15 protein-coding genes are annotated in these 16,495 nt (G+C 43.2%); 11 read left to right on the plus strand and 4 right to left on the minus strand.

Annotated elements, in window-relative coordinates:
* Positions 1–63: 63 nt before the first annotated feature.
* Positions 64–741 (minus strand): DUF421 domain-containing protein, encoded by a 678-nt coding sequence (locus PENNN9_RS07160; protein ID WP_058369016.1) that lies wholly within the window; start codon positions 739–741, stop codon positions 64–66.
* 419 nt (positions 742–1,160) lie between these two features.
* Here PENNN9_RS07160 and fahA point away from each other — a divergent pair, with 419 nt between their 5' ends.
* The 3 genes from fahA to PENNN9_RS07175 all read left to right on the plus strand — a co-directional run bounded on the left by fahA (position 1,161) and on the right by PENNN9_RS07175 (position 4,313).
* Positions 1,161–2,453 carry a fumarylacetoacetase gene (gene fahA, locus PENNN9_RS07165; protein WP_058369017.1) on the plus strand — a complete coding sequence of 431 codons (1,293 nt, stop codon included), beginning with the start codon at positions 1,161–1,163 and terminating at the stop codon, positions 2,451–2,453.
* Between the two features lie 158 nt (positions 2,454–2,611).
* A complete protein-coding gene (locus PENNN9_RS07170) occupies positions 2,612–3,166 on the plus strand; it encodes a VOC family protein (RefSeq protein ID WP_058369018.1) in 555 nt (184 codons plus the stop codon).
* 79 nt (positions 3,167–3,245) lie between these two features.
* A complete protein-coding gene (locus tag PENNN9_RS07175) occupies positions 3,246–4,313 on the plus strand; it encodes a TRAP transporter substrate-binding protein (RefSeq protein ID WP_058369019.1) in 1,068 nt (355 codons plus the stop codon).
* A gap of 68 nt (positions 4,314–4,381) precedes the next feature.
* Here the strand turns inward: PENNN9_RS07175 and PENNN9_RS07180 are convergent, their stop codons facing one another.
* Positions 4,382–5,227, minus strand: coding sequence for an IclR family transcriptional regulator (locus PENNN9_RS07180; RefSeq protein WP_058369020.1), 846 nt, complete (start codon positions 5,225–5,227; stop codon positions 4,382–4,384).
* A gap of 246 nt (positions 5,228–5,473) precedes the next feature.
* Between PENNN9_RS07180 and maiA the strand changes: the two genes are divergently transcribed.
* The 8 genes from maiA (at position 5,474) to PENNN9_RS07215 (ending at position 14,967) form a co-directional block, all read left to right on the plus strand.
* Positions 5,474–6,115 (plus strand): maleylacetoacetate isomerase, encoded by a 642-nt coding sequence (gene maiA / locus PENNN9_RS07185; RefSeq protein ID WP_197409084.1) that lies wholly within the window; start codon positions 5,474–5,476, stop codon positions 6,113–6,115.
* A gap of 503 nt (positions 6,116–6,618) precedes the next feature.
* The gene (locus PENNN9_RS07190; protein WP_256713839.1) at positions 6,619–7,569 is read left to right on the plus strand and encodes a LysR substrate-binding domain-containing protein; all 951 of its coding nucleotides are present in this window, start codon (positions 6,619–6,621) and stop codon (positions 7,567–7,569) included.
* Positions 7,570–7,947: 378 nt separating this feature from the next.
* Positions 7,948–9,375, plus strand: coding sequence for a VOC family protein (locus tag PENNN9_RS07195; RefSeq protein ID WP_075103049.1), 1,428 nt, complete (start codon positions 7,948–7,950; stop codon positions 9,373–9,375).
* A 177-nt stretch (positions 9,376–9,552) separates the two neighbouring features.
* Positions 9,553–11,043: an aldehyde dehydrogenase family protein gene (locus tag PENNN9_RS07200; protein ID WP_058369023.1), complete on the plus strand. Its 1,491-nt coding sequence runs from the start codon at positions 9,553–9,555 to the stop codon at positions 11,041–11,043.
* Between the two features lie 139 nt (positions 11,044–11,182).
* Positions 11,183–12,646: a Na+/H+ antiporter NhaC gene (gene nhaC / locus PENNN9_RS07205; RefSeq protein ID WP_058369024.1), complete on the plus strand. Its 1,464-nt coding sequence runs from the start codon at positions 11,183–11,185 to the stop codon at positions 12,644–12,646.
* 17 nt (positions 12,647–12,663) lie between these two features.
* On the plus strand, positions 12,664–12,912 hold the full coding sequence (locus tag PENNN9_RS13400) for an FAD-dependent oxidoreductase (protein ID WP_264752926.1): 249 nt from the start codon (positions 12,664–12,666) through the stop codon (positions 12,910–12,912).
* Positions 12,891–13,949: an NAD(P)/FAD-dependent oxidoreductase gene (locus PENNN9_RS07210; protein ID WP_264752927.1), complete on the plus strand. Its 1,059-nt coding sequence runs from the start codon at positions 12,891–12,893 to the stop codon at positions 13,947–13,949. The genes PENNN9_RS13400 and PENNN9_RS07210 overlap by 22 nt, the downstream gene beginning before the upstream one ends.
* A gap of 160 nt (positions 13,950–14,109) precedes the next feature.
* Complete coding sequence (locus PENNN9_RS07215) at positions 14,110–14,967, plus strand: HpcH/HpaI aldolase/citrate lyase family protein (RefSeq protein ID WP_227511757.1); 858 nt, start codon at positions 14,110–14,112, stop codon at positions 14,965–14,967.
* Between the two features lie 28 nt (positions 14,968–14,995).
* On the opposite strand, the gene PENNN9_RS07220 is transcribed toward PENNN9_RS07215, so the two are convergent.
* Both PENNN9_RS07220 and yghU read right to left on the minus strand, forming a co-directional pair.
* Entirely contained in the window at positions 14,996–15,580 is a 585-nt protein-coding gene (locus tag PENNN9_RS07220; protein ID WP_058369025.1) for a TetR/AcrR family transcriptional regulator, read from the minus strand.
* Between the two features lie 17 nt (positions 15,581–15,597).
* The gene (yghU, locus tag PENNN9_RS07225; protein WP_264752928.1) at positions 15,598–16,458 is read right to left on the minus strand and encodes a glutathione-dependent disulfide-bond oxidoreductase; all 861 of its coding nucleotides are present in this window, start codon (positions 16,456–16,458) and stop codon (positions 15,598–15,600) included.
* Positions 16,459–16,495: the final 37 nt, after the last annotated feature.

Genomic DNA, 16,495 nt, shown 5'->3' on the forward strand with positions numbered 1-16,495 from the left:
AGCCGTTACGATTCATTCGTGACGGCTTTATTCATTTTGAGTCAATTAAAGATTAATTGTAGGCTATCTTACAATCTCGCTATCCAAGGCCTTCGCCCAACTTTCACATTCGCAGCGTACGCACTGCTGATCTGGTTCAGTAATATAATCGACATAACCGCAGTGCATACAAGCATAGCAATGCTTTGGATCTATCTCGTCAGCTACTTGATATTGCTTGGGAAAAAGAGGCAAACCATAACGTGTTTCAGCAGGCGGAAATAGCAATAAACTAAATGAGCCATCAGTTTCCAACAAGCCGACACGCACCTGACCTAAGTGCTCAACCCCTTGCTGGCGCATCTCAGCAAAAAACTCATCATGTGACATTTTGCCTCTTTTAATCTTATCCAGTACCAAAGCACCATCTTCGACGATATAAAGCGACTTTCCTTCCAAAAGATCTTCAAAAGGCTGATATTTCATCATCACCCAAGTACAGAGCCGGTACATGATAATCACAATACTCATGATGAGCAGTGCTTGAATGATGGGTAAGTCCTCGGTGAACATTGGATCACCAGCGATAGAACCTAGTGACAAAATAATGGTCAACTCAAAAATAGACAGCTGCCGGACACCGCGTTTACCAGTGAAACGTAAAAATACAATAATCATGCTAAACATTACTACTACGCGTATGACGATTTCGGCAGCAAACGCCCAAGTGGTGTCATGAATAAAGATGCTTGCCAGATCCATGTATGTTTATCCTTTCTTAGTGCGTAGTTATTGTTATTAGACCACGCTATCGTTATTACTATTGATCTTTGCTCAAAGTATGTACATTGCCTAAGTAGCTTAACGTCAAAAATAAAGCTTATAACAAGCCGCTACAGCATGTTTGAATAACTGCTGCATTATAAATCAATATGCTTATGGTCTTATAAAGTAAATCCAAATAAAGACTAAAAAAGAAAACATTCGGACATACATGAGTTTTTTACATCTGATTCAAAAATCAAGGAATAACTTGCAATGTTGATAAATTTAAATTACCTTATACGTAAAGTATTAACCTATACGTAATATCACGTTTGTTATGCATTAATATTTATTTTCTATCATAGAAATCTCTACAAAAATAGTTTCTAAACCAATTAGCTAGCAAGGAGCCAACCATGTCAACGATTGACAAAAACCTCTCTTCATTTCTCGATATCGCAAGCGACTCTGACTTTTCTATCCACAATTTACCTTATGGTATCTTTAGTGAAACTGCCGATGGCAAGCGCCGAGCTGGTGTCGCCATTGGTGAGCACGTTTTAGACTTAGCGGTACTTGAAGCCGAAGGTCTACTTAAATTAGAAGGTGGTAGCTATTTTGATCAGCCGACATTGAATGCTTTCATTGATTCTGGTCGAGATAATTGGACTAGCGCGCGTCGCACTATTCAGACACTGCTATCTGCCGATAGCGACACTCTACGTGATAATCAAGACTTGCAAGGTAAGGCGTTATTTAAGCAAGCCGATGTCACGATGCATCTGCCTGTTCACGTCCCTGGCTATACTGACTTTTATTCGTCTAAAGAGCATGCCACCAACGTTGGTACGCTATTTCGTGATCCTGCCAATGCGCTATTGCCGAACTGGACAGAGATGCCGGTCGGTTATAACGGACGTGCTAGTACGGTCTTTGTGACAGGTGCTACAGACATCATTCGTCCGTCAGGTCAGCTCAAGCCCAATCCAGATGAGCGTCCTATTTTTGCGCCTTGTAAGCGTCTTGACTTTGAGCTTGAAACCGCCTTTATCGTGGGGCAACCCAACAAAATCGGTGAGCCAATTTCTATCAAAAACGCATGGGATCATATTTTTGGTATGGTGCTGTTTAACGATTGGTCAGCCCGTGATATCCAAAAATGGGAGTACGTGCCTTTAGGCCCTTTTAACGCCAAGACTTTTGCTTCAGAGATATCTCCTTGGATTGTCACCTTAGATGCGCTAGAACCTTTTAAAACGTCAATTCCAACTCAGAATCCTGAGCCATTGACTTATCTACGTGAGACAAAATCCGATAACAGCTTTGACATTAATTTGTCAGTAGAGTTGCTTCCAGAAAATGCGGAGAGCGCTACCGTCATCTCTGAAACCAATTTTAAATACATGTACTGGTCGATGGCTCAGCAATTGACGCATCACACGATTACCGGCTGTAAAGTAGAAGTCGGCGATATGATGGGCTCAGGCACCATTTCAGGGCCAACGCCAGACTCTTATGGTTCAATGCTTGAGATTGCTTGGAACGCGACCAAACCTGTTGAGCTCAAAGGCGGGGGTACGCGCACCTTTATCGATGATGGCGATACCGTCATTATGAAAGGCTATAGCGAAAAAGATGGCATTCGTGTTGGGTTTGGTGAAGTGCGCGGTAAAGTATTGCCTGCTTTAAACTTTGATTTTGACGCGTAATTTTTACACAGAACAAGCGTAAAACAGTCGATTGGCATTATTAATATTGACAGCTATTCGACTTGGGTTAGATCCACACACAAACCCTACTGAGTTACTAAATTCAGGTTTTACGCATTATCAAAAGGATATTGATATGAGCTTTAAAATAGAAAAAAATTCACCACGTGGCTTATCGCTGCAAAGATGCTAAAGAAACCGTAGAGTGGTACAAAAAACACTTAAACATGGACTTCATTTTAGCGTTTGCCGAAGACCATGTGCCTTCTACCAAAGCCTTTGATCCCTACATGCATGTCTTTTTAGATGCAGGTAACGGCAATGTATTGGCGTTTTTTGAATTACCGAATCAACCTGAAATGGGATCTGATCCTAATACGCCAGACTGGGTACAGCATCTAGCAATGAAAGTAAAAGACCGCGATGCTTTAATGGCTGCAAAAAAGCATTTAGAGGATGGTGGGATTGACGTCATTGGTGTGACCAACCATGGTATTTTCCATTCTATCTACTTCTTTGATCCTAATGGCCATCGTATGGAGCTGACTTATGATGATATTACTTCAGAAGAGAAAGTCTCAATGATTACCGAAGAGATCAAGCAAGATATGCTGGACGAATGGACGCGGACCAAACGCGCACCAGCTCATACGCATTTTTTGCATGCTGAAGAGTTAAAGGAAGCCAAAGAGCAGGTGCCTGTAGGGGAATAGGTATCGCTTCATGCTAAGCTTTAATAGGTTTTAATAAGCTTTAATAGTGAGAACTCAATCATCAAGAAAGGACTCTATGATGAAAACAAAACTATCTACTGGAATAGCGCTAGCTACTGTAATGGCAGTCTCTGGGCTGGGGCTATCTGCTTGTTCTAATAATGACCGAGCAGCAACAACTGACGGTGGCTCAGATGAAGTGACAACCCTCCGGTTTTCGCATTTTATGACTGCTAATGACAATATCAATACTGAAGGCTTTGAGCCATGGGCGCAAAAAATAGAAGAAGACTCGAATGGACGCCTAAAGATTGAGATTTATCCTTCCGCTACTCTAAGCAAACCAGGCGCCACTTATGATGCTGCGGTAAAAGGGACAGTGGATATTGGTATGCAAGTGCAAGGCTACACTGCTGGGCGCTTTCCTCTAACTCAAGTGGTAGAGCTACCGGGTATATCCAATACCGCAGAGCAACAGACCTGCATACTATATAAGCTCTATGACGATGGGGTTATTGCAGATGAATATGAGGACACCCATCTGCTCGCTTTAATGGGTTCAGGACAGGGGGCGCTGCATACTATTGATAAGCCCATTCGTACGCCAGCAGATATGAAGGGTATGCGAATTCGTCAACCATCTGTAGTTGCCAGCCACATTATTGAAGCTACTGGTGCAGCGCCCGTTGGGATGCCTGCCAGTGATACCTACACTTCGCTACAGCGCAGCGTCATTGATGGTCTGGCTTTTACTTGGCAACCTATACAAGCTTTTCGTCTCGATGAGCTACTGAGCGCGCACACCAATATACCTTTTTATAACTCTACCTTTGTAGTCACTATGAATAAGGATAAATACAATAGTCTGTCTGATGATCTCAAAAGAGTGATTGATGATAATTCAGGGCTAGTCATGTCAGATCGTATCGCTAAAATATTTGATAGAAGCAATGATGAAGCAATGGCTGCCGCTCGTGCCAAAGGTGATACGATGATCGATATTCCAGATCCTTTAAATGATCCTGACTGGCAAGGTCCGTTACTTGAGGGTACGCAGAGATATCTAGATGAATTAGCGGCCAAAGGCTTGGATGGTCAAACCGTCTATGAAAAAACCAAAGTAGCCAGCGCGGCCTGTAAGGTTTAAATTGTTTAATAGGTTAGATGAGTGTTTTGTGCAAAATGAACTAGTTAATAAGACAGCTAATAAAATAGCTAGGCAATTTGATAACGCTTAGCTATTGCTAATATTCTATCCTTGACTTGCTGATTATCTAATGGAAGTTGTTCAGCAGTACCGATAATAGTGAGCGCATATTCTAATAGCACATCGTTAGCAGACGGGTCGATATCGTTAATATCTTTAGGCTGCGGTAAAATGACGGGTATGCTAATGGCATTAATCCCCATTAGCATATCTCCAGCAACCGTGGCATAACCTTGCATACGGATATCGATTTGCAGTTCAGTAAACGCTTGCCATTTAGCAGATAAGTCAGCGTTGTCAGGCTTGGTAGTGGGAACGGTGGCCAAAATATCAATATCTCCTTGCCACTCTGCAAGTACTAAAGGTTTGATGATAGTCTCGGGCTGATAGCTGGCAAACAGTCTACCTGTCGCAGAAGACGCCAGCGGCATACGTGAGCCTATACGAGTAATGATACTGATCGGACTGTCCGGCTCAAAAGAATGAATGACGATGGGCCCTTCACTAAACCACTTGGCAATTTGCACCCCGCAATTAATGGCATTTTTAATTTCAGTAGCAGCATTAGTAAGTCGCTGCAAAATATTGTTTTGATCGAAACTGGTATGACCTAGTGCATTGACTCGGGCGCCTAATCCGTAGCGTCCATCGCTCAGCTTGCGCGCATAGTCTTTACGAATGAGACTAACCAAATAACGATGTACTTTTGCAGGGTGCATTTGCATCGCTTGAGCGATGTCTTTTAGCATCATAGGTTTATGGTAATCTATAAGTACATCTAGTACAGAGAGACCAATCTCAAGTGACTGTATGCCACCTTGGTTTTTATTTGCTGTTGTTTCTGTTGATGACATTGATAGTCCGGTTGAATAAAAAGAACAATTTGACGGTTATGTTTGATAGTTTGAATTTAGCAGGTTTATCACTGTGACTAATTATATAGATAATAATGAGTGTTTGATATATATAGAAAACCTCTCTTTAACTGTTAATATAATTATAAGTTTGGCCTAATTTTTTGAATGGAAACACGTATCGCTCAATATCTACAGCATCTATAGCTCAGCACTTACAATGACATAGGCAGGAGAATAACTATGATGACACTTTATGGCTACTTTCGTAGTGGCACGTCACACCGTACACGTATCGCGTTGAACCTAAAGGGTTTAGATTACGATGCGATCTCTATTAATTTGGCAAAGGATGAGCAGTCTGAGCCGTTATTTAAGGCCATCAATCCCCAAGGTTTAGTCCCTGCCTTGCAGACGGACGACTTACTGCTTTATCAAAGCCCCGCTATTTTAGAGTGGTTAGAAGAGGTTTATCCGCACAATCCGTTATTGCCCAAAGATGCTGCTGGCCGTATGCAAGTGCGAGCGCTAAGCGCGATGATTGGCTGTGACATTCATCCGATTAATAACCGCCGTATCTTGCAATATTTACGCAATGAGTTGTCAGTCGATGAAGATGAAGTGTTGGCATGGTGTCAGCGCTGGATAGAAGAAGGCTTTGCTGCGTTAGAGACGTTATTAGCAAAAGATGAGACGCGCGGCAAATTTTGCTACGGTAACAGTCCAACCTTCGCAGATTGCTATTTAATCCCGCAAGTCTATTCAGCTCGCCGCTTCAAAGTTGATTTGACGCCTTATCCAAATATTATGGCCATTGATGAGCATTGTCGTACGCTTCAAGCGTTTTTTGATGCAGATCCTATGAATCAGCCTGATGCACCGCATTAAAAATAACGCTTAAATGCGTTCACCGCTGATTTAACTATTAATTATTTCATTGTCATTCACTTCAAAAAGCCGATAGCTATTTTGTTATCGGCTTTTTGGCGTCGTTCACTTCAAAAAGCGATAGCTATTTTGTTATCGGCTTTTTGGCGTCGTTCTATGGTCGTTTTATGACTGGTAAAATGTTTGCAAAATAATCCTTTTTATTAAACCATCAAAGATAAAGGATTGCTTGGTTTAACATTCGTAACTGCTGTCTGGTACTCTAATTTGAGATATAATTCTAATACTTGTTAAACCAGTGTTTTTATTAGAGGCTTTGTAACATTTATCCCGGTCTCTTTGTATCTTTTTTATACTGCTGTAACATTTATCCCGGTCTCTTTGTATCTTTTTTATACTGCTGTGACTATAGTTTGCCAGCTTAGATATGCTAGTTGCAATTAACAGTGTCTATTTGTGAATGTTCCATATGCCCTAGGCTTTATACGAGATAAAAAATATAAATGATGAAAACGGAAACCAGCAAGCCCCTTGCGTTTAGAAGATACCCTTCAACCACCGCTCTGCAGTGTTTTGAGACGGCCGCGCGGCATCTGAGCTTTACCCATGCTGCACAAGAGATGCATATGACGCAAAGCGCCATCAGTAAGCAGGTTGCGCAGCTAGAGGAGATGTTAAACATTTCACTCTTTTATCGTACGCCGCACCGGATTTCATTGACACCAGCCGGCAAGACTTATTACCTTGAAGTGCTGGAGATTCTCAAGCATATTGAGGTGGCGACCACCAGTTTGATGTCACATAGTGACAATACAGAAGTGCTTAAGATTGCCTCACATCCAACGTTTTGTTCACGCTGGCTGATACCAGCGCTAAAAGGGTTCAGCCAGGAGCATCCGTTGATTAATCTAGATATAAAAGAGCAAGCTGGGCCGTTTTTTTCTGAAGATCAAAATGTCGATATTGCTTTTTTATATGGTGATGGTATTTGGGGCGGTATGGAGGCGATTAAGCTATTTGACGAGTATTGTGTGGCGGTCTGCCAGCCTGAATATTTGCGGGATAAAAACCCTTGTACGAGTAACGTAGATAATTGCACCTTGCTACAGTTGAGCTCACGTCCAAGTGCTTGGTATGAGTATTTTAAGCAACAAGGCATCAGTATTGACGGAACGTTTGTAGGCCCGCGCTTCGATACTTTTCATGCTTGTATTGCAGCGGCCTTACTCGGCTATGGTATCGCACTCGTACCACTGCGCTTGGTCGCTCCTGAGCTACAGTCTGGAGCGCTAGTGACAGCATGGAATTATGCGTCAAAAGGGCGAGGATCTTACTATATAACTTATCCTTTATCTTTGGGGAGATCGCACAAGGTAAAAGTCATTTTAGAATGGGTCTCAGCGTATCTTGAAACCTCTAATCAATATGAGGAGGCACTAGATTTTGTATTTTGACCGCTAAAACGGTTTTATATTTATCTTCATCGGCAAGCCTGTATTTTGACCGCTAAAACGGTTTTATATTTATCTTCATCGGCAAGCCTGTGCCGGACTTCATCTAAAGACCCTTCTGTATTCAAAACCTACTCTTTATCTAAAGCACATCTTAAAGCGCATCGCTGAACTTAGAATCAATTTTTAAATATATATTTCTTGGCAAAGAGAAGTAACTTCCTCTTTGCCAAGTCATTCATCAAATCTATCATTCTGTGGGCAATGACAAAAAGGAATGAGCGCACAACTATTATTCGTTTGCTGAGTCAGCAGGGTTTTGCTCAAATCAATGATAAGCGTCAAATAAAATTTCTGGGATTTTAACAAGGATGTCTATCTGTGAATCATACGTTTGTAAGTTGCGATGCTATTCGCCACAAGTTCTCTAAGGCGATGTCAGCCATGTACCAAGCCGAAGTCCCACTATACGGTGACTTGCTCGATTTGGTCGCTGAGGTGAATGCTGAGGTGTTAAGTCTACATCCTGATATTAAGGAGCAATTGGCGCACACCGGAGAGATTGATAGGCTCAGTATGGAGCGCCATGGGGCGATTAGATTGGGCACAGCGGACGAGCTTAGTATGATGCGCCGGCTTTTTGCTGTCATGGGTATGCATCCTGTCGGCTATTATGATTTGGCGCCCGCTGGCGTGCCCGTGCACTCTACGGCTTTTCGAGCGATTGATGCGCAAGCATTAAATCAAAGCCCTTTTCGTGTATTTACCTCTTTATTGCGCCTAGAGTTAATCGATGATGACGCACTAAAGCAAGAAGCGTCAAGCGCATTGGCCAACCGTAATATCTTTACCGATACTGTTGTCAGCCTGATTGAGCGCTTTGAAGCGCAGGGCGGTTTGACGGCTGAGGAAAGTGAGCAGTTTATAAAAGAGGCTTTAGAGACCTTTCGCTGGCATGATAAAACGCCCGTCTCAAAAGAGCTATATCAACGCTTATTAGCGCAGCACGGCCTCATTGCTGATGTCGTCGGTTTTAAAGGGCCGCATATCAATCATTTGACTCCTAGAACGCTGGATATAGATACCGTACAGCAAGGCATGCAGGCAAAAGGCATTCCGCCAAAAGCCATTATCGAGGGGCCACCAAAACGGGATTGTCCGATTTTATTAAGACAGACGAGCTTTAAGGCATTAGAGGAAGCGGTTCGTTTTAAAAACCCAAATGGTGAGTATGACGAAGGTCATCATACTGCACGGTTTGGTGAGATTGAGCAGCGCGGTGTGGCATTAACGCCAAAGGGTAGAGCGCTATATGACGAGCTGCTTGGTCAAGCACGCAATCAATTAGGCGTAACTCCGAACGCAGACAATGCCTCGGAGTATTATCAAATTTTAGAGAAGGCGTTTGACGCGTTCCCTGATGATTATCATGCCATGCATAATGAGGCGCTCGCTTACTTTTATTATCAACCAGGCGATAGTGCTGCAGATATAGACAGTGCTATGCTTCATTTAGAAACCGTTGATGTACAAACGGTTGATTCAAAACAAGCAATTAATACTTTGATTGAGAAAGGCGCTATCCGGATTGAGCCTATCGTCTATGAAGATTTTCTGCCTGTTAGTGCTGCTGGTATTTTTCAGTCAAATCTTCAACAAGACAAGCAGAGCAACTATGATGGTGATTCAAATCAGCATGAGTTTGAGCAAGCGCTTGGCGCTAGTATCTATGATGAGCTGGCTTTATATGAAAGTATACAAGCTCAAAGCTTGGAAAATTGCTTGATGTCTTTAGGCAATTATGTATAGAAAATTAGTTATGTACAAAAAGCTGTTATGTAAAAAACACACACATAGCCATTTTATTTATTCACCATTCCAAAATGGAATGACCATAAGAAATTTATTATTTTGCAAGTTAACGTGTTGCAAGGTAGCTTAAAGGTCTATTAAGGACGTTATAAATGAATATACAAAGGATTGAATATGATTGAGCAATACATGTCTGCCATGGGTGTCAAACAAGAACAATATCAACATGGCGATTTTGAAGTCAATACGCCTATAGACGGTACGGTTATTGGCAAGATAACCCTAGATAGCGTTGATGAAGTTAATAATAAAATCCAAAATGCCAAAAAAGCGTTTAAGGAATGGCGTACCGTGCCTGCACCCAAGCGTGGTGAGTTGATTCGTCTGCTGGGCGAAGTGCTGCGCGAGCATAAAGAAGATTTGGGCATGCTAGTATCGTTTGAAGCTGGCAAGATCAAAGAAGAGGGCCTAGGTGAAGTACAAGAGATGATCGATATCTGCGACTTCGCTGTCGGTGTTTCGCGTCAGCTCTATGGCTTGACGATTGCTTCAGAGCGCCCAGGTCACCACATGCGTGAAACGTGGCATCCGCTTGGTGTTATCGGTGTCATCTCTGCTTTTAACTTCCCTGTGGCAGTGTGGTCTTGGAATACCGCGCTGGCCATCGTCTGCGGTAACCCTGTGATTTGGAAACCATCAGAAAAAGCGCCTCTAGTAGCGTTAGCCTGTCAGGCCATGTTCGAAAAAGCATTGGCTAAGTTTGGTGAGGCACCAGAGCATCTATCACAAGTATTACTGGGTAAGACAGATGTCGGTAATGCCTTAGTTGAAAACAAAGACGTGGCTCTGGTAAGCGCGACTGGAAGCACGCGTATGGGTAGAGCTGTCGGGCCAAAAGTTGCCGATCGTTTCGGTAAATGTTTGCTTGAGCTTGGTGGTAATAACGCGATGATCTTGGCGCCAACAGCCGATTTAGATCTTGCCTTACGTGGCATTATATTCTCCGCAGTTGGGACGGCAGGTCAGCGTTGCACCACATTACGCCGTCTCTTCGTCCACGAATCTATTAAAGACGATATTTTACCACGCGTAAAATCAGCCTATGAGACTGTCAGTATTGGTCATCCATTAGAAGGCAATTTGGTCGGTCCACTGATTGATGAAGACAGCTTTAATAACATGCAAGCCGCGTTAGAAAAGGCTCGAGAAGCGGGCGGTACAGTCACAGGTGGCGAGCGCGTATTAGCAGATAAATACCCTGATGCCTATTATGTCACGCCTGCCATTGTAGAGTTTGATGAGCAAAATGACGTTGCTAGAAGCGAGACCTTTGCGCCGATTTTATATGTCATGACCTATAAAGACTTTGATGATGCCATTGAGATGCAAAACGATGTTCCGCAAGGGCTCTCGTCATGTATCTTTACCAATGACTTACGTGAAGCTGAAACTTTCCTCAGCGATCGTGGTAGTGATTGCGGCATCGCTAACGTCAATATCGGTACTAGCGGCGCTGAGATTGGCGGTGCGTTTGGCGGCGAAAAAGAAACTGGCGGTGGACGTGAGTCAGGATCAGACGCATGGAAAGCCTATATGCGTCGTCAAACCAACACCATCAACTATTCGACAGAGTTACCACTTGCCCAAGGTATTAGCTTTGGTTAATACCAAGCTGTTTGGGCATTTGATGTTTGGACACTAATTGCCAAGCGTACTCTACGTAGGCTTGGCAGACTAAGAATAATAAGCAACTAAGGATTGGTTGCAAGACCTATTGACGACTACTAAGGAAGGTAGATCTATCATGATAGATGACAAACCGCACGACCCCGCTAATGATGGCTATGGTCCATCTTCTAACTTTTTACTTGATATTGCCCCTCTAGTATTGACTGCCATGATTCTTATGGTGCAGTTTTTCGTATTTAAAGACTTTACCCCGCACATACCGCTAGCTTGCGGCATCTTGATCACTGGCTTGTTTATGAAGATGCGTGGCCGTGACTGGCAGGGTATGGAGGAGCGGTTTTTAAAGGTTATTAAGATAGGCTTACCGGCGATGATTATTCTCATGGGTGTCGGTATGCTCATTGGCTCATGGATTATTGCAGGAACCGTACCGACCATTCTTTATTACGGTTTTAGTATTTTTTCTCCTTCCTCTTTTTTATTTTCAGTCTGTATTATTTGTGCCATTATTTCTGTCGCCACCGGTACCTCGTGGGGCACAGTGGGTACGGTTGGTCTCGCGATGATGGGTATCGGTATGGGGCTTGGTATTCCAGCACATTTTACAGGCGGCGCTATCGTCTCCGGTGCTTTTTTTGGGGACAAAATGTCGCCATTGTCAGATACAACCAACTTAACACCAGCCGCGGCAGGTGTTGAGCTTTGGGATCATATTAGAGGTATGCTGCCAACGACCGTGCCAGCGATGGTTACTGCTTTAGCCATCTACGCTTGGATTGGTATGGGTTATGGTGATGACAGTATCGACTTGTCCTCTATTCAGGCTTTGCAAACAAGCTTGGCTGACAACTACAACTTAAGCATTATTACCTTATTGCCTGCCCTTGTAGTTGTTATCGCGGCTGTTATGAAAATGCCAGCGATACCGACGGTGTTAGGCGGTGTCGTCGTAGCATCGCTTATTGCGTTTTTTCTGCAAGGCGTTGGCGTTAGTGAGATTTTTAATGTTTTACAGAATGGCTATGTCAGTGAGACGGGCTTTGATGTAGTAGATCAACTGCTATCAAAAGGCGGGGTGATGTCGATGACATGGGTCATTACCTTGACCATTTTCGCACTCGCTTTTGTCGGCTCACTTGAACATTACGGCACACTCAAAGCCATCATGGCAAAGATTAACCATTTCGTGAAGTCGCGTTTAGGTCTGATTTTTACGACTTATGGTAGTGTTTTGAGCGTAGGGACACTTATCGGAGACGTTTATACCACTTTGGTATTACCAGGACGTTTATTAAAAGAGAAGTATAAAGAGATGGGCTATAAGCGCACGACGCTAACACGCTCTATCGAAGACAGTGGTACGTTATTGTCACCGCTTATCCCTTGGAACATGGGTGGTAGCTTTGTTGCCGCCACACTTGGTATTGCGACATTGACTTATGCGCCTTTTGCGTTTGCATGTTGGTTATCGCCTTTATTTGGCTTGTTATGGGCGTTCCTTAATAAGTTTATACCGCGTGAAGAGCCTACTGTAGAAAAGCTTGACACGACTACTTCAGCCTTAACCAATGAGGTCTGATACAAAGGGAGTATGAGATGTTGCAAGAGCAATGTTTATGGAACATGACTGCGCCCAATATTGACACCTACCGCCAGTTGAGTAGCGATACCCAAGCGACCATTTGTATCATTGGGGGCGGTTATACAGGGTTATCGGCTGCGATTCATTTAGCCGAAAAAGGTGTCAAAGTTATCTTGTTAGAAAGTAAAACAATCGGTAGTGGCGGTTCAGGAAAAAGCGTAGGGCTAGTCAATGCAGGGACTTGGGCGCGCCTGATGACTTAAATATTGCGCTAGGCGAAGAGGCAGGTGAGCGTCTAACAGAAGCGCTAGGACAAGCGCCAAGCTTAGTATTTGACTTAATCAAACGTTATAGTATCGATGCGCAGGCCACGCAAGCCGGTAATATCCACATGGCTCATAATGCCAAAGGTGAAGTCGATGTCGATATCAGATACGAGCAACTAAGCCGTCGGGGTGCGAATGTTGAGGTGTTGACCGGAAGCAAATGTCATGAATACTGCGGTACCAAGAGTATCAATAAAGCACTACTAGATCATCGTGCTGGTACCATAAACCCGCTGGCTTATGTCAGAGGACTGGCAAAAGTAGCGACCAGTCTTGGTGTCACCATCTACGAGCATTCAGCTGTTGAAGCATTAGAGAAAGTAGATGGTTATTGGTACACAAGGACTGCTAAAGCTCGCGTAAAGTCTGAGCGCGTTATTATTGCGACGAATGCCTATACCGAAGGCGAATGGACAGAAATTACCAAGACGTTTTATCTGGTTTATTACTATCAGATTGCGTCTGAGCCGCTCAGCGGAGAGGCTGCAGATCGTATTTTGCCTTATAAGACAGGTGCATGGGATACACGCTTAGCGTTATCTAGCTTTCGCCGTGACAAGGATGATCGTTTATTATTAGGAACGGTCGGTGGTACCCAGCTTAAGCCAAAATCCTTTTACCAATCATGGGCCAACGCTGTACAAAAGAGCTATTATCCAGATTTGCCAGCATTTAAATGGCAATATGAATGGTGTGGTAGCTTTGGCTTTACGCAAGATCATATTTTTCGAGTAATGGAGCCTGATGAAGGCTTATTGACAGCGACGGCTTATAACGGGCGCGGTATTACTACTGGTACCATGATGGGTAAATGCTTTGCAGATTATATACTGACCGGTAATAGAGACAGTATTCCACTACCATTTAAAAGCTTAGAAGAAGCAAAAATCTCCTTTGTAGGACTCAAGTCTGGATTTACTGAAGTAGGATTGACGCTGTATCATGCAGGACAATGTCTAAAAATTATTAGATAAATAGCTAAGCATCTTTAAAAGTCATACAAATCAGCAAAGATATTGCTTAGTAACGATATTACTATTATGGTTAAAGCCAGACAGCATTTATGTTGTCTGGCTTTTTTCTTCTATTTTCATCATTCATAAGACAATTATATTTAAAAAAATGGACACTAACATGCAAGCACCTAGCAATAAAAATCTCACTCATATGGCTAATGTGGCAAACATCAAGACATGGTTGTTTGTACCCGCGACTCGAATAGATAGAGTAAGCAAAGCCTTTGCTAGTAGTGCAGATGCAGTGATTGTTGATTTAGAAGATGCGGTGGCTTTAGAGGATAAGGCACAAGCGCGCAAAGCATTACAAGGATATTATGATAGTGCAGACTATCAACCAGTTTGGGTGCGCATTAATCAAGCGAGTAGTATTGATTTTGCCAAAGATATAACAGCATGCGAGCAGATGCCAAATCTTGCTGGCATCATACTGCCTAAAGCTGAGCAGGCCACAGATATCGAATATATTCATCATTTAACCGGACTGTCTGTCATTGCATTAATAGAAAACGCCATCGGTTTGCATCGAGTCGATGCTATGGCAAAAGCATCAGGACTGCTCGCGTTTAGCTATGGATTTTTGGATTTGTGCAATGATCTAGGCGCCCAGGTAGGGACGCCTGCGGCAGATATCGTCGCCAATCAGATTCGCTATCAATTAATCCTTACTTCAAAAATCAATCAGCTATTACCGCCTATTGATACGGTATATCCTGATTTTAATGATACTGAAGGATTAATTGCTCGCGTTCAGTTGTGGTCACAGATGGGCATGTCCGGCATGCTCTGTATTCATCCTAAACAAGTAGCCACTGTGCAAAATGCCCTGCAACCGACAGATGCTGCAATTGAGTTTGCTAGGCGTGTGATAGAAGAATATGAGCGCAGTGGACAAGCTGTGTTTAAAGTAGATGGTGAAATGGTCGATGCGCCAGTGATTGAGCGTTGTATGCGGTTACTTGGCATAAACGTATAAGTAAAAAGAAACTATTTTATAAGCGGGTTTACAAAAACTTCTCGAATATACTATCAATATATTGGTCAACTGCAGCTGTATCGTGGCTCACTTGTGCGTAAGTTCTTAAGCCTATGAGCAGAATCTGGAAGTAACGAGCCAGTTCAGCGGGGTCTTTATCAGAGCTAATCTCACCATTATCAATGGCTTGCTCAAATGCCTTCACAAAAGAGGCTTCCACGCGTTCTAAGATACTAGTCGCATAACTTAGTAGTTCAGGACTGTCGCTTTGCGTCAGCTCACCAATGGTTTTGACGACCATGCACATGCCGCTAGGAGCAGTACCTTTACTGCAAATAGTCACCTTACGGATGAACCGCTCTAAGCCTGCGACGACGGTTTCTTCTTGGGCAATACTATTGGCAAGATTTACAGCTCCTTCGTCTGCATAACGATTGAGAGCCTCTTTAAACAAATTGTCTTTATTACCAAAAGCAGCATAAATACTCCCAGGGCGCATATCCACCACATCTTGCAAGTTTCTCATAGAGGTAGCATGATAGCCTTTTTCCCAGTAAAGATTTTTGGCTTTTTCGATGACCTCGTCACGATTAAACTTTGCTTGTGCACTCATCATTTTCACCTTAACAGTCATTTAGGCTTCAATAATAACACTTTATCGATATCTGCTGCACTATGACGATTTTCTAATTGCTCCCAGACTTCACCCGATGTACGGTTAACGATACGACCACGTTGTACGGTTGGACGTGCTAATATGCCTCTAGCCCAGCGCTGTACATGGGTATAATCATCGACTTGTAAAAAGTCCTTGGCCTCATACTGATTGCCTAAGACTAAGTTACCATACCAAGGCCAAGTGGCAATGTCAGCAATACTATACTCATCACCCGCGATAAATTCATTTTTCGCCAATTGCTTATCGAGCACATCCAACTGGCGCTTAGTCTCCATTGTAAAGCGGTTGATGGCATATTCAAACTTTTCGGGAGCATAAGCATAAAAATGTCCGAACCCGCCACCTAAGTAGGGCGCGGAACCATGTAACCAGAATAACCAATTAAAGACTTGGGTACGTTTGCTGCCTTTTTCAGGCAGTAGTGCGTCAAACTTTTCAGCAAGATAAACTAAAATAGAAGCAGACTCAAATACAATTTCAGGCTCAGCGCCGGAGTAATCGACGAAAGCTGGAATTTTAGAGTTGGGATTGATATCGACAAAGCCTGATGAGAACTGATCGCCTTCGCCAATATTAATCATATGAGCGTCATACTCTGCGTCTTTACCTAAGGCTAGTAACTCTTCTAGCATGATGGTGACTTTTTGACCATTGGGCGTGCCCATTGAGTACAGCTGCAAAGCATGTTTGCCTACTGGTAATGCTTTTTCATGGGTAGCGCCTGAAACGGGGCGATTCACACTGGCCCATTTACCGCCACTCTCTGTATCATGCGTCCAGACTTTTGGGGGTACGTATTGGTTTTCCATTATTATTCCTATTTTTGTTATGGCTACTTTTATGACTACT

The organism is Psychrobacter sp. ENNN9_III (assembly GCF_001462175.1).
Classification (GTDB): domain Bacteria; phylum Pseudomonadota; class Gammaproteobacteria; order Pseudomonadales; family Moraxellaceae; genus Psychrobacter.